16 protein-coding genes are annotated in these 14,233 nt (G+C 68.8%); 13 read left to right on the top strand and 3 right to left on the bottom strand.

The features are described 5' to 3' along the window. Positions 1-7: 7 nt before the first annotated feature. Positions 8-721 (top strand): RNA polymerase sigma factor FliA, encoded by a 714-nt coding sequence (locus tag DES41_RS29000; RefSeq protein ID WP_114471085.1) that lies wholly within the window; start codon positions 8-10, stop codon positions 719-721. A gap of 113 nt (positions 722-834) precedes the next feature. On the opposite strand, the gene DES41_RS28995 is transcribed toward DES41_RS29000, so the two are convergent. The 3 genes from DES41_RS28995 to flgA form a co-directional block, all read right to left on the bottom strand. Further along, positions 835-1,206 carry a hypothetical protein gene (locus DES41_RS28995; RefSeq protein WP_114471084.1) on the bottom strand — a complete coding sequence of 124 codons (372 nt, stop codon included), beginning with the start codon at positions 1,204-1,206 and terminating at the stop codon, positions 835-837. 33 nt (positions 1,207-1,239) lie between these two features. Then, on the bottom strand, positions 1,240-1,572 hold the full coding sequence (gene flgM / locus DES41_RS28990) for a flagellar biosynthesis anti-sigma factor FlgM (RefSeq protein WP_170168313.1): 333 nt from the start codon (positions 1,570-1,572) through the stop codon (positions 1,240-1,242). 102 nt (positions 1,573-1,674) lie between these two features. Next, entirely contained in the window at positions 1,675-2,376 is a 702-nt protein-coding gene (gene flgA, locus DES41_RS28985) for a flagellar basal body P-ring formation chaperone FlgA (protein ID WP_114471082.1), read from the bottom strand. Between the two features lie 193 nt (positions 2,377-2,569). Here flgA and flgB point away from each other — a divergent pair, with 193 nt between their 5' ends. The 12 genes from flgB (at position 2,570) to DES41_RS28925 (ending at position 14,220) form a co-directional block, all read left to right on the top strand. Beyond that, the gene (gene flgB, locus DES41_RS28980) at positions 2,570-2,995 is read left to right on the top strand and encodes a flagellar basal body rod protein FlgB (RefSeq protein WP_114471158.1); all 426 of its coding nucleotides are present in this window, start codon (positions 2,570-2,572) and stop codon (positions 2,993-2,995) included. Positions 2,996-3,006: 11 nt separating this feature from the next. Continuing rightward, positions 3,007-3,411, top strand: coding sequence for a flagellar basal body rod protein FlgC (gene flgC, locus DES41_RS28975; RefSeq protein ID WP_056664028.1), 405 nt, complete (start codon positions 3,007-3,009; stop codon positions 3,409-3,411). 27 nt (positions 3,412-3,438) lie between these two features. After that, the gene (locus DES41_RS28970; RefSeq protein WP_114471081.1) at positions 3,439-4,110 is read left to right on the top strand and encodes a flagellar hook assembly protein FlgD; all 672 of its coding nucleotides are present in this window, start codon (positions 3,439-3,441) and stop codon (positions 4,108-4,110) included. 25 nt (positions 4,111-4,135) lie between these two features. Beyond that, a complete protein-coding gene (gene flgE, locus DES41_RS28965) occupies positions 4,136-5,359 on the top strand; it encodes a flagellar hook protein FlgE (RefSeq protein WP_114471080.1) in 1,224 nt (407 codons plus the stop codon). 22 nt (positions 5,360-5,381) lie between these two features. Next, a complete protein-coding gene (gene flgF / locus DES41_RS28960; protein WP_114471079.1) occupies positions 5,382-6,122 on the top strand; it encodes a flagellar basal-body rod protein FlgF in 741 nt (246 codons plus the stop codon). A 12-nt stretch (positions 6,123-6,134) separates the two neighbouring features. Then, complete coding sequence (gene flgG, locus DES41_RS28955) at positions 6,135-6,917, top strand: flagellar basal-body rod protein FlgG (RefSeq protein ID WP_114471078.1); 783 nt, start codon at positions 6,135-6,137, stop codon at positions 6,915-6,917. A gap of 8 nt (positions 6,918-6,925) precedes the next feature. Then, on the top strand, positions 6,926-7,618 hold the full coding sequence (locus DES41_RS28950; RefSeq protein ID WP_114471077.1) for a flagellar basal body L-ring protein FlgH: 693 nt from the start codon (positions 6,926-6,928) through the stop codon (positions 7,616-7,618). Between the two features lie 43 nt (positions 7,619-7,661). After that, a complete protein-coding gene (locus DES41_RS28945; protein WP_114471076.1) occupies positions 7,662-8,774 on the top strand; it encodes a flagellar basal body P-ring protein FlgI in 1,113 nt (370 codons plus the stop codon). A 1-nt stretch (position 8,775) separates the two neighbouring features. Continuing rightward, positions 8,776-9,639, top strand: a complete 864-nt coding sequence (gene flgJ, locus DES41_RS28940; protein WP_114471075.1) for a flagellar assembly peptidoglycan hydrolase FlgJ — start codon at positions 8,776-8,778, stop codon at positions 9,637-9,639. A 13-nt stretch (positions 9,640-9,652) separates the two neighbouring features. Next, a complete protein-coding gene (flgK, locus tag DES41_RS28935; RefSeq protein WP_114471074.1) occupies positions 9,653-11,545 on the top strand; it encodes a flagellar hook-associated protein FlgK in 1,893 nt (630 codons plus the stop codon). 13 nt (positions 11,546-11,558) lie between these two features. Further along, positions 11,559-12,824, top strand: a complete 1,266-nt coding sequence (gene flgL, locus DES41_RS28930; protein WP_114471073.1) for a flagellar hook-associated protein FlgL — start codon at positions 11,559-11,561, stop codon at positions 12,822-12,824. 196 nt (positions 12,825-13,020) lie between these two features. Then, entirely contained in the window at positions 13,021-14,220 is a 1,200-nt protein-coding gene (locus tag DES41_RS28925; RefSeq protein WP_114471072.1) for an HDOD domain-containing protein, read from the top strand. Positions 14,221-14,233: the final 13 nt, after the last annotated feature.

Here is a 14,233-nt window from a genome sequence, read left to right as displayed (position 1 = left end):
GACTGACATGTACACCGCCAAAGGCCAACTCGACCGCGAGCACATGATCCGGCAGTACGTGCCGCTGGTGCGCCGCCTGGCGCACCACATGATCGCCAAGCTGCCGGCCAATGTGGAGCTGGACGACCTGATCCAGGTCGGCATGATCGGCCTGTCCGAGGCGCTGACGCGCTACGAGGCGGCCCAGGGCGTGCAGTTCGAGACCTTCGCCACCCAGCGCATCCGCGGCGCCATGATCGACGAGCTGCGCGAGGGCGACTGGATGTCGCGCGGCTCGCGCAAGAGCCAGAAGGACATCGAACGCGCCGTGCAGCGCGTGGAACAGCGCCTGGGCCGCAGCGCCAAGGAGTCCGAGATCGCCGCCGAACTGGGCATGGCGCTCGGCGAATACCAGGAGTTGCTGGACAAGGTGCGCGGCACCCAGCTCGTGTACCTGGAAGACATGGGCGGCGGCGAGGACACCGAGGGCTTCCTCGACCGCCACACCGGCGACACCGAGGCCGACCCGCTGAATCTGCTGCGCAACGACCGCCTGCGCAGCGCATTGGTGGAGGCCATCAAATCGCTGCCCGAGCGCGAGCAGTACATCATGAGCATGTACTACGAGAAGGACCTCAACCTCAAGGAAATCGCCGCCGTGCTGGGCGTCACCGAATCGCGCGTGTGCCAGTTGCACAGCCAGTCCGTCGCGCGGCTGCGCGCGAAGATGCGGGCGCACTGAGCCGGCGCACCGCATCCACATTTCCCATCCCGCATGCCGCATGTCGACATGTCGCATGCAAAGCAAAACGCCCTGCACTGCAGGGCGTTTTTGCATGCGGCGGACGATCCCGCTCAGCGCGCCGGCGCCGAGTAGATCTGCGGCGCCGCCCCGCTGAAGGAGGCACGGCGCCCCGGCGCCTGGTACGTCGGCTGCGCCTGCGGCAACACCACGGCCAGGCTGCGCGCCACCACCACGGCGCGGCGCGCCAGCTGGTCCCGCTGCTGCACCAGCGCACGCGCCAGCTGCGCCAGCCGCGTGGCCACGGCATCGGAAACCGGCCTGGGCTGGTCGGCCGCGGCATGGGCCAGTTGCACCAGGGCCTGCCGGAACGCGAGCGCACCCGCCTCGTAGGCAGGCGCATCGCCTAGCAGCAGCAAATGGGTCAGGGAATCGAGCTGCGCCTCGGCCTCGGCGAGCTGGTGGAGAAAGGCGTCAGCCACCATGGCGGTGGCTCCGGTTCAGGCTGTGGCCCAGCCTCAGTGGTTGCTGGCGCCCCGCTTGGGCTGCAGCATTTCCTGCGCATTGGCGAGCATCTTGTCGGCAATGGCTTCGGGGCTGATCTGGTAGCTGCCGTCCGCGATCGCCGCCTTGATCTCGTCGACCTTGGCCTGGTCGATGTCGCCTGCATCCGCGCGGCGCGTGGCTTCCAGCGTCTTGCCCAGCGTGGAAACGCTGACCGAAGCGCCCGGCGTGGCCGCAGGCGTGCGGACAGCGGCCGCCTTCGCCTGGGCGGCGGCTTCCGTTTCTGGCCCGGGCCGCTTGGCCGGGGTGATTCCCGGGTTCGGGTCGGGCGTCTGTCCGATCTTCATTGCACTCTCCATGGCCCCTGTGAAAAGGGCATCGTGCAGATGCTATCGGCAGTTTCCAGAGCGACTTGAGGGCCAACATGGGAATTCCTTGGTGACCAGGGGTCACATGGACAGCTCGACTGTACGGGCGTCCAGCACCGTACCCGTCAGGATGCGCCCGTTGTCCATGCGCACGCGCGCTGCCTGGCCGATCACGCCGACCGACAGCGCCTGGCCGTCCGAGCTGATCGAGAAACCGGAGCCCTGGGCCACCACGCGCACCTGGGCCCCGGCCTGGAAGGCCAGCGGCGCGCGCACCATGGACTGGCGGATGGCCTGGCCCGGCATGTAGCTGCGCGTGGCGATCTGGCCAACCCACAGCGCGGGATCGGCCAGCACGGGCGAGCGGTCTTCGGCCCAGTCGACCTCGCCCTGCTCGGCATCGGCGGCCGTCAGCACCGCGCCCTGGGCCACCGGCCCGCGCAACATCCAGGCCGGCCCGAAGGCCTTGACCGTGATCGGCAGGAACACACTCCAGCGCGTTGCGCCGTCGACGCAGCGCAGCCCGAGCCGGGTGCGGCCCCACAGCCGGGTGTTGGGCGGCAGATAGGGTTCCACCTGGGCGCAGGGCGCCAGCTTGAGGCGGCTGTCCAGCGCACCCACGCTGACTTCCATGCGCAGCGGCCCCTTGGCGTCCGCCGGCAGCTGGGCCAGTGCCTGGTCCACCCATTGCTGGCTGACCTGTTCGTATTGCGCCCAGGCAGGGGCGCACAGCGCGGCGGCCAGCGGCAGCGCGCATTGGCGAAGCCTTTGAGCAAAGCCCATGGGAGCACCTCCTGCAAGCGTGAATGGGACAGCCGCAACTGTAGGCAGACCGGCCGCGGGCGAAACCGCGAACTGCGCGCCAAACACGCCCTTCATCGCGGTTTCGTGCCCGCGGCGGACTTCCACAATTCCCGGCACCCCCAGCTCCGTCCACACCCGTGGCGGAGCCAACCCATCGCAAGAGGTGATGCCCATGTTGGACAAATTGACCGGCACGCTGGACTTCCAGGCCCGCGCCCTGCTGCTGCGCTCGGAGCGCCAGCGCACCATTGCGAGCAACATCGCCAACGTGGACACCCCCGGCTTCGTCGCACGCGACTACAAGTTCGGCGATGCGCTCAAGGGCATGATGCAAGGCGACAAGGGCTACGTGGTCTCCACCGGCCAGGCCCGCACCGCGGCCGGCCACCTGCCGTTCTCGCGCATCGGCGAGTTGTCGCACCAGAGCGATCCGGAGCTCGGCTACAGCGTGCAAGCCCAGCCCAACCTGGACCAGAACACGGTGGACCTGGACCGCGAACGCGCCAACTTCGTCGACAACACCGTGCGCTACGAGGCCGCGCTGCGCTTCATCAACGGCCAGGCCAAGACCATGCTCACGGCCATCCAGGGGCAATAAGGAGCTTCGCCATGTCGATGTTCTCGATCTTCGGCGTCTCGGGCAGCGGCATCAGCGCCCAGTCGCAACGGCTCAACGTGGTGGCCTCCAACCTGGCCAACGTCGACGCCGTGGCCGGCCCCGACGCCCAGCCCTACAAGGCGCGGCAGGTGGTGTTCCAGACCACGCTGATGGGCGCCGACAGCGCCGCCGGCGTGGCCGTGCGCCAGGTGACCGAAAGCGATGCGCCGGCCCGCAAGGTGCTGGACCCGAACCATCCGCTGGCCGACGCGGAAGGCTATGTGACGCACTCCAACGTCAACGCGGTCGAGGAGATGGTCAACATGATCTCGGCCTCGCGCTCCTACCAGAACAACGTGGAAGTCATGAACACGGCCAAGACGCTGCTGCTCAAGACACTGCAGATGGGCCAGTGAGCCCGCGCAACCTGAAAGACACACACCATGGCCATCGGCACCGACGTCCTGAACTCCCTCAACGGCACGAGCAGCGCCGGCACCGGAACCACCAGCGGCACGAACAAGAACGACTCGAGCGCGCAGGCGGTGCAGGACCGCTTCCTCAAGCTGCTGGTCGCGCAGCTCAACAACCAGGACCCGATGAACCCGCTGGACAACGCGCAGATGACTTCGCAGATCGCGCAGCTCAACACCGTCACCGGCATCGAGAACCTGAACTCCACCGTCAACAACGTGCTGGCGCAGATGGCCTCCATGCAGGCCCTGCAGGGCGCGGCGATGGTCGGCCACGACGTGCTGACCGAGGGCTCTGCTCTGCAGGTGACGGACAAGGTGGGCCGCGGCGGCTTCGACCTGGCCACCAACGCCGACAACGTGAAGGTGCAGGTGCGCACGGCCGGCGGCACGCTGGTGGACACCATCGACATGGGCGGCCTGGCTGCCGGGCGCCACGCCTTCGAGTGGGACGCCACCAAGTACAGCGGCAGCGAGGCATTGACCTTCACCGTGATGCCGACCGCCAGCAACACCGCCGTCACCGCCACCGCGCTGCAGCGCACCCGCGTCGAAGGCGTGAGCAACGACAACAACGTCCTGACACTGCAACTGGCCGGCGGCAAGACGCTGCCCTACAGCAGCGTCAAGGCCATCCTCTGACCCCCCAACGCTTCAGGAGTCTTCCATGGGTTTCCAACAAGGCCTCTCCGGTCTGAGCGCTTCCAGCAAGAACCTGGACGTCATCGGCCACAACATCGCCAACGCCAACACCACCGGCATGAAGGCCTCGCGTGCCGAATTTGCCGAGCTGTATGCCAACGCCATGGGCTCGGCCGGCGGCATCAACCAGGGCATCGGGGTCGAAGTGGCCACCGTGTCGCAGCAGTTCACGCAGGGCAACCTGTCGGTGACCGGCCGCTCGCTAGACGTGGCCATCAACGGCAATGGCTTCTTCCAGATCGACCAGCCCAACGGCTCGCGGGCCTACACCCGCGACGGTTCGTTCAAGCTGACCAAGGACGGCCAGATCGTCACCAACGACGGCGGCAGCCTGCTGGGCATCACCGCAACGCCCGACGGCGTGATCCCCACGGGCGGCGTGGTCGGCCCACTGATCCTGCCGGCCGGTGGCGAGATCAAGGCCGACCGCAGCACCCAGCTGGACGTGCGCTTCAACCTGGACGCCTCGGCCGCCGTGCCGACCGGCACCGCGCCGGCCGCGCTGGTCCCGCCGATCGAGACCTACGGCACCTCCGCCGTGGGCTACAACTCGCTGGGCACCGCGGTGCCCATCGGCATCTACTTCACCAAGACCGCCAACAACAGCTGGGACGTGTGGACCTCGGTGGATGGTGGCGCCATGACCAACAGCGGCACCATGACCTTCGGCAACGACGGCGAGCTGACCTCCTCGTCCACGCTGACGGCGCTGAACCTGGCCGAATCCGACGGCACCACCTTCCCGGTCACCTTCAACCTGGAACGTGCCACGCAGTACGGCTCCTCGCGCTTCTCGGTCACCAAGGCCGTCACCGATGGCCAGGCCTCGGGCAAGCTCACGGCGATCAACATCGACGACAGCGGCGTGGTGCTGGGCGTGTACTCCAACGGCAAGACGCTGGCGGCCGGCCAGATCCAGCTGGCCACGTTCACCAACGAGCAGGGCCTGTCGCCCATCGGCGGCAACATGTGGATGGCGACACCCGCCTCGGGCCTGGAGCCCACCGCCACCGGCGTGCCGGGCACCGGCAACATCGGCGTGGTGCGTGCCGGCACGCTGGAAGACTCCAACGTCGACCTGACCAAGGAGCTCGTGAACATGATGACGGCGCAGCGCACCTACCAGGCCAACGCGCAGACCATCAAGACCCAGGACCAGGTGCTCAACACCATCCTGAACATCCGTTAACACCAGCACGCGGGATTGAGCCATGGACCACATCATCTACACCGCGATGACCGGCGCCACCGCCGCCTCCGGACGGCAGGCGGTGTTGTCCAACAACCTCGCCAACGTCTCGACCAACGGTTTTCGGGCCGAGCTGTCGACCTTCCGATCGGTGCCGCTGAACGGCCCGGGCTCCAGCAGCCGGGTGTTCGCACTGGAGACCACGCGCGGCCACGACAGCACGCCGGGCCCGGTGCAGCGCACCGGCCGCAACCTCGATGCGATGGCGCGCGACAACGCCTGGTTCGCAGTGCAGGGACTGGACGGCACCGAGGCCTACACCCGCGGCGGCGCCTTCGAGATCACGTCCGCCGGCACACTGGTGAACCCCCAGGGCCTGCCGGTGCTCAGCGACGGCGGCGCGCCGATCGACGTGCCGCCCAACGCCGAGGTGACGCTGGGATCGGACGGCAGCATCAGCGCCAAGGTGGGCAACCTGCCGCCGACCAACCTGGGCCGGCTGAAGCTGGCCACGCCCACGCCGGACGACCGGCTCAAGCGCAGCGACGACGGCCTGTTCCGCACCACCTCGGGCGACCCGATGGCCAACGACGCCAATGCGCGCATGGCCGCCGGCGCGCTGGAGGGCTCCAACGTGAACGCCGTGGAAACCATGGTCGGGATGATCCAGGTCGCCCGCCAGTTCGAAACGCAGATGCGCCTGCTGCAGCTCGCCGAGGCCGGCGACAAGAGCGCCAGCCAACTCCTGGGCGTCCAGGGCTAACAAGGAACCGCCATGATCAATTCGCTCTGGATCTCCAAGACCGGCATGGAAGCCCAGCAAACCCAGCTGGACGTCATCTCGCACAACCTGGCCAACGTCTCGACCACCGGCTTCAAGCGTTCCAACGCGGTGTTCGAAGACCTGATCTACCAGAACCTGCGCCAGGTCGGCGCCAACAACACCGAGGCCGAGCAGCTGCCCACCGGCCTGCAGCTGGGCCTGGGCGTGCGCACCGTGGCCACCAGCCGGCAGTTCACGCAGGGCACGCTGCAGCTGACGGACAACCACTTCGACGTGGCCATCAACGGCAATGGCTTCTTCAACGTCCAGCTTCCCGACGGCACCGTGGGCTACACGCGCGACGGCAGCTTCGAGGTCGATTCGCAAGGCCGGCTGGTCACCTCCAACGGCCTGCCGGTGGCCAACGGCATCACTGTCCCGCCGAACACGCTGTCGGTGAACATCAGCGAGACCGGCACGGTCACCGTGATGCTGCCGGGCAACACTGCGCCGCAGACCGTGGGCACGATCGCCATGTCGACCTTCGTCAACCCGCCGGGCCTGGAGCCGCGCGGCCAGAACATCTTCACCGAGACGGCCGCCTCGGGCCAGCCGCAGGGCGGCACGCCGGGCACCAACGGCCTGGGCATCATGAAGCAGGGCTACCTGGAGACCTCCAACGTCAACGTGGTGCAGGAGCTGGTGACCATGATCCAGACCCAGCGTGCCTACGAGATGAACTCCAAGGCCGTGCAGACCTCCGACCAGATGCTGCAGAAGCTCGCGCAGCTGTAGGAGCAGGCATGGCCAGAACCCTTTCCCTGCGCCCCTGGCTCCTGGCCCTGGCGGCGCTCGCGCTCGCCGGGTGCGAGACGCTGCAGCAGACGCCCAAGGTCGAGTTTCCCGATGCGGCGACCCAGCGCCCTGTGGCCATCGCCCCGCATGCCGCACCCGTGGCCACGGGCGGCCTGTATTCGCAGGTGCGCTACCGGCCGTTCTTCGAGGACAGGCGCCCGCGCCTGGTCGGCGACACGCTCACCGTGCAGATCGTCGAGAACCTGAACGCCAGCCAGACCAGCACCGCCTCGGTGGACAAGTCCGGCAGCGTGAGCAGCGGCATCAGCGCCTTTCCCTTCCTGTCGGCCGGCCGCCTGGGCAAGCTCAACGTGGGCGCGGAGTCCGAGAACAGCTTCGCCGGCAGCGGTGGCACCGCCGCCGCCAACACCTTCAGCGGCACCATCACCACCACCGTGGTGGACGTGCTGCCCAACGGCCACCTCGCGGTGCTCGGCGAGAAGCAGATCGGCGTGAACCAGAACGTGGACGTGCTGCGCTTCTCCGGCACGGTCGATCCGCGCGCCGTGCTGCCCGGCTCCATCGTGCCCTCCACCGCGGTGGCCAACGTGCGCGTGGAATCGCGCGGGCGCGGCCAGCAGCAGGAAGCGATGGCAATTGGCTGGCTGGCGCGGTTCTTTTTGAGCGTTCTGCCGTTCTGAGACTTCGCACAATCGCGGCAGCCCCCTCTTTCCGAGCACTGCCATGAAATTCCTGCCGCGCCTCCTGCTTCCGCTGCTCGCCTTCGCACTGCTGGCCCAGCCGGTGCAGGCCATGCGCATCAAGGAAGTGGCCTCGGTCCAGGGCGTGCGCAGCAACCAGCTGACGGGCTACGGCCTGGTGGTGGGCCTGGACGGCACCGGCGACCAGACCACGCAGATGCCCTACACCACGCAGAGCCTGTCCAACTACCTGCAGCAGCAGGGCATCGTGCTGCCGGCCAACCAGGCCTCGCAGCTGCAGCTCAAGAACGTGGCGGCGGTGCTGGTCACGGCCGAGCTGCCGCCGTTCGCGCAGCCGGGCCAGGCCATCGACGTGACCGTCTCCTCCATGGGCAACGCCAAGTCGCTCAAGGGCGGCACGTTGATCGCCACGCCGCTGCGCGGCGCCGACGGCGAGGTCTACGCACTGGCCCAGGGTAGCCTGGTGGTGGCGGGCGCCGGTGCCGCCGCCGGTGGCAGCAAGGTACAGATCAACCACCTGTCCGCCGGCCGCATTCCGGGCGGCGGCCAGGTCGAGCGCAGCGTGCCCACGCCGCTGCAGGAAGGCGACCACATCACGCTGGGCCTGGACGCCTCGGACTTCCAGACCGCGCGCCGCGTGGCCAGCGTCATCAACGACAAGCTCGGCCAGGGCCTGGCGCAGGCGCTGGACGGGCGCACGGTGCAGGTGCGCGCGCCCAACGCGCCGCATGCCCGCGTGAACTTCATCGCCGAGCTGGAGGAGCTGCGCTTCGACATGGCCATCCCCTCGGCCAAGGTGGTCATCAACGCGCGCACCGGCTCCATCGTGCTGAACCAGGCCGTGACGCTGGGGCCCTGCGCCATCGCGCACGGCAACCTCTCGGTCAGCATCGCCACCACGCCCGTGATCAGCCAGCCCGCGCCGTTCTCGCAGGGCCAGACCGTGGTCACGCAGCAGTCGGACATCTCGGTCAAGCAGGAACCGGGCAAGCTGGTGCAGCTGCAGGGCGCGCCGCAACTGGGCGACGTGGTGCGCGCGCTGAACGCGCTGGGCGCCACGCCGCAGGACCTGCTGGCCATCCTGCAGGCCATCAAGGCCGCCGGCGCCTTGAACGCCGAGCTGGAGGTGATCTGACATGTCCCTGTCGCCGCTGGCCACCAACAACAACGCCCTCGCGGCGGACGCGCGCTCGCTGGACGCGCTGAAGGCGCAGGCCAACAAGGATGGCACCGGTGCCATCAAGGAAGCCGCCAAGCAGCTCGAGTCGCTGTTCATGCGCGAGCTGATCAAGAGCATGCGCGACGCGACCGTCAAATCCGGCCTGCTCGACAGCGCACAGACCGAGATCAGCTCGGACCTGCTGGACCAGCAGCTGTCGGTCTCCATGTCCGGCCTGCCTGGCGGCCTGTCGGCCGCCATCGAGCGCCAGCTCTCGCGCCAGACGGTGGCCATGGACAACACACGCGTGCTGCCGCCGGCCAGCGATGGCGCCACGGCGCCGCGCGCGCCCGCGGGCAGCGCCGGCGCCAAGCAAGGCTTCGTGCAGCAGCACCAGGAGGCGGCCGAGCGCATCGAGCAGCAAAGCGGCATCCCGGCCCACTACATGATGGGCCAGGCCGCGCACGAGACCGGCTGGGGCAAGCGCGAGATCAAGAACGCCGACGGCAGCTCCTCGTTCAACCTGTTCGGCATCAAGGCCGGCCCGGGCTGGACGGGCAAGGTGGCCGAAGTGACGACCACCGAGTACGTGAACGGCGAGGCGCGCAAGGTCAAGGCCAAGTTCCGCGCCTACGATTCCTACGAGGATTCGTTCCGCGACTACGCGAACATGATCACCAACAGCCCGCGCTACGAGAAGGTGCTCACCCAGACCGCCTCGCCGCTGGCCTTCGCCACAGAACTCAAGCGCGCCGGCTACGCCACCGACCCCGACTACGCGGGCAAGCTCAGCCGCGTGATCAACAGCACGCTGCAGGTGCAGCGCGCGCTGAACGCATGAAGGCCGGCGCGGCATGAGCAACATCCTCAACGTCGGTGTCCGCGCGCTGCAGGCCAACCAGGCCGCGCTCTCGACGATCGGCCACAACATCGCCAACAACGCCACGGTGGGCTACTCGCGCCAGGTGGTCAACCTGGCCACGGTGGACGGCCAGTACACCGGCGGCGGCTACATCGGCAAGGGTGTGGAGGTGGCGTCGATCCAGCGCGTCTACGACGCCTACCTGACGCGCCAGGCCGCGCTGTCCAAGTCGGTCTCGGCGCAGGACGTGTCCCGTGCCGAGAAGCTGCTGCAGCTGGAGGACCTGTTCGGCACCGGCAAGACCGGCCTGGGCGCTTCGGTCAGCGAGCTGATGAACGCGTTCTCCGACGTGGCCAGCGCACCCACCGACCTGACGGCCCGCACCGTGGTGCTGACGCGTGCCTCGGAGACGGCCTCGCGCTTCAACGACGCGGCCACGCAGCTGGCCAACCTGCAGCGCGGGCTGACCGAGGAGCTGGAGAACAGCGTCTCCACGCTGAACACGCTGATCACCGGCATCGCCGACGTGAACCGGCAGATCCAGTCCGTCGTCGGCCTGGACCAGCCGCCCAACGACCTGCTGGACCGGCGCGACCAGCTCGTCAGCGAGATGAACAAGTACGTCCAGACGACGACGCTGGAGAACAACGACGGCACCATCAGCGTGTTCGTGGCGCAGAGCCAGCCCGTGGTGCTGGGCACGCGCGCGCTGGAGCTCAAGGTGGCAAACGACCCGCTGGACTCCACGCGCAGCGAGCTGCGGCTCGTCAACGGCAGCACCGAGGTGAAGCTGCAGGACAGCATGCTGGGCGGCGGCTCGCTGTCGGGGCTGATGCGCTTCCAGAACGAGGACCTGGTCGAAGCGCAGAACCTGCTGGGCCGCATGGCCGTGTCCATCACCACGGTCATCAATGACCAGCACAAGCTCGGGCTGGACCTGGACGGCGAGCCCGGCGGCAACCTGTTCACGCCCATCGCCATGACCGATGGCACCGCCTTCGCCAACAACGCGGGCAGCGCCGGCATCGGCATCAGCGTGGCCGACCCGAGCCAGCTGCGCGCCTCCGACTACCGCGTGACCTTCACCACGCCGACCGACTTCACCGTGACGCGGCTGTCCGACGGCGTCTCGCCCGCGGTGGACCCCGGCCCGCCGCCCACCGTGGACGGCCTGGCGCTGGACATCACGGGCGCCGCCGCCACCGGCGACAGCTTCCTGCTGCGGCCCTATGCGCAGGCGGCCGGCAACATGCACACGCTGTTCGCCTCGCCGCGCGATCTGGCCGTGGCCAGCCCGGTGCAGGCCAACATGGGAACGACCAACACCGGCGGCCTGGCGGTGGGCAAGCTGGCGGCGGGATCGGTGCCGGCACCGGCCAACGTGACCATCACCTTCACGAGCGGCACCCAGTACACGCGCTCGGACGTGCCGGGCACCTTCATTTACAGCCCGGGCACGCCCATCAGTTACGACGGCGCCAACCCCTCGGCCTGGACGCTCACGCTGAGCGGCGCGCCGCAGCCCGGCGACACCTTGACCGTCGGCGCCATCAACCCGGCCTACGCCCCGCTGGACGCCGGCAACGCCAAGGCGCTGATGGACCTGCGCGACATGAAGCTGTTCGACGGGGCGCCGCTCACCGATGGCTATGCCGCGCTGATCGCCAACGTCGGCGTGCGCGCCCAGAGCGCGCAGTACGCGGCCGACGTGTCCAAGTCCATCGCCGAAGGGCTGGAAGCCCAGCGCAACGGCGTCTCGGGCGTGAACCTGGACGAGGAAGCCGCCAAGCTGATCCAGTTCCAGCAGGCCTACCAGGCATCGGCGAAGATGCTGCAGGTGGCACAGAGCATCTTCGACAGCCTGATCTCGACCATCGCACGCTGAGAACTGAGACGCCATGGCCAATACCTTCACCCGCCTGGGCACCGCCAACACCTTCGACGCCGCACGCCAGACGCTGCAGACGCGCCAGGCCACCCTGGCCGACCTGCAGGCCAAGCTGACCGAAGGCAAGCGCGTGGTGCGTCCCAGCGACGACCCCACTTCCGCCGCGCAGGCAGAACGCGCGCAGACGCGCATCGCCCGCATCACGGTGGAGCAACGCGCGCTGGAGACGCAGAAGAGCGCCATCCAGCTCGGCGAATCCACGCTGGGCGACGCCACAGGGCTGCTGCAGCAGTTCCGCGACCTGCTGGTGCAGGCCGGCGGCGGCGTCAACAGCCCGACCGAACGCGAGACCATCGCCAAGCAGCTGGTGGGCCTGCGCGACGAGCTGGTCGCGCTGGCCAACCGCAAGGACGCCAACGGACTGCCGCTGTTCCACGGCCTGGGAAGCACCGCCGCGCCCTTCGAGGTCAGTGCCGACGGCACCGTGCCCGATCCCGACTACAGCTTCAACGGCCTGGCCGGCCAGGCCGGCGCCGGCGAAGTGGCCATCCCGGGCACGCTGGACGGCCGCGCCACCTGGATGGACGTGCCCGAGAGCAACGGCGTGTTCAAGGTCAGCCTGGGCACGGGCAACACCGGCAAGATGTACACCGATGTGGGCCTCGTCAAGGACGCGGCGCTGATGGGCAGCGAGGGCACGGATTTCTCGCTGAGCTTCCATGTCGACGCGGCCACCGGTGCGATGAGCTACGACGTCACCAACAACACCACCGGCGTCACCACCACGGGCCTGCCGTACAAGGAAAACCAGACCATCACGCTGGGCGGCATCGCCATGGTGGTCAAGGGCGTTCCGGCCGAGGGCGACCGGCTGGAAGTCGACGCCACGGTGCCGAGCGAGCGGCCCAGCGTCTTCGGCGTGCTCGACCGCGCCATCGCCGGCATGTACGAGCCGGGAAGCTCGACCAAGGGCGCAGCCAGCGCCGACGCCAACTTCAACCACGAGCTGGCGATCTCGCTGGCCCAGGTGGACACCAGCCTGGAGCGCATCGGCGCCGTGCGCGGCCGCGCGGGCGACCTGCTCAACCGCGCAGACCGCATCCACGACACCCAGGAAGACCGCAGTGTGCAGGCCGAAGGCGACCGCTCCCGCGCCGAGGACATGGATATGATCCAGGGCCTGTCGGACTTCCAGAACCAGCAGACGAGCTACCAGGTTGCACTGCAGACCTACGCCTCGATCCAGAAGCTCTCGCTGTTCGACTTCCTCCGCTGAAATGAAACCACCCCGTCTGGCCGGCGCACTGCGCGCAGCCATCCGATCCCCCTCAAGGGGCGCACCCGGCGGCCTGGCAGAGCCAGTTTCGCGGCTGCGCTGGCATGGCCTGCTCCGCGGCCGCTCGACCAGTGGCTTGCAGGTGGGGATGGTCTCTGGCGCAACGGACATCTGAGTTTTTGGGCCGCGAACAGACATGACGCAATCCGTCGTCGGCAGCATCACCCTGGGCTACCGCCCACTCTGGAACCAGGCCCGCGAGCTCGAGGCCGTGCAGTTGTTCGTCGAGGCCGCCCAGGGCGGCGCGATCGATGCTCTGCACCTGGTCGCCGCGCTCCAGGAACTCTCGTCCATGGCCACGCCGCAGCTGCTGCTGTCCATGCACAACAAGCGCCTGCTGTCCGACATGCTGGCGCATGCGCCGGCCGGGGACTACTGGATCGAGGTGCGCAATGAATGGCTCAGCGAGCCCGACATCTACGAGCGCACGCAGAAGGCCCATGCACGCGGCCTCAAGCTGGTGTGGCGTGGCGCACTGGAGGACTGGCCGCGGGCGCCGCTGCAAGACTGCTTCTTCCTGCGCATGCTGGGCGTGGCGCCGCTGACCGCGGCCACCGCGCTGCAGGATGCCGCCGCCGGGCGGCCCGCTGGTGCGGCCATCGCGCCGGGCCAGATCTACGAGGACGTGCAAAGCCGTGCCCTGGCCAGCTTGCTGCTGGACCGGGCCGGTGCGCTGGCGGTCGCCGGCTGGCCTTCCGAGGACGTGCTGCACGCGCACCGCCACCAGCCCGTGGGGCCCGACGGCGAGGTGATCCGCCGCGCCGGCAAGGCGGTGGACGACGACCAGTCGATGGAGCAGATCGAGGCCGTGGTGCGCGAGGAGCCGGTGCTCGCCTACCGCTTCCTGTCGTTCACCAACTCGGCGGCCATGGCCGGGCGCGGCGGCATCGAATCCGTGCGCCACGGGCTCATGATGCTGGGCTACGGGGCGCTGGGCCGCTGGCTCGCCGACCAGGGCGCGCATGCCGCCACCGACATCGACCTGCGCCCCGTCAAGGCCCAGATGGTGCTGCGCGCGCGGCTGACCGAACACCTGCTGAACGCCGGTGCCGAGGACAGCCTGCGCCGCGAGGTCTACCTGTGCGGCCTGTTCGCCGAACTCGACCTGCTGCTGCACGAACCGCTGGGCCAGGTGCTGAACCGGCTGCCGCTGTCCGAACGCATCTACGCCGCAGCCGTCAAGCGCACTGGCCCCTATGCCCCGGCGCTGCAGGCCGCGCGGGCCATGGAGGGCGACGACACGCCGGCGCTGCGCGCGGTCTGCCGCGCGCATGGCATCGGCGTGGAGGAAGCCAACCGGCAGTTGTTGCGGGCCCTGGTGGGCGCGCGGCGCTGAGGGCGCGGCGCCT

The organism is Pseudorhodoferax soli (assembly GCF_003337555.1).
GTDB classification, from domain to species: Bacteria; Pseudomonadota; Gammaproteobacteria; order Burkholderiales; family Burkholderiaceae_C; genus Pseudorhodoferax; species Pseudorhodoferax soli.
The sequence above is the reverse complement of the archived record's forward strand: the minus strand, read 5'-3'. Positions and strand labels throughout refer to the sequence as shown.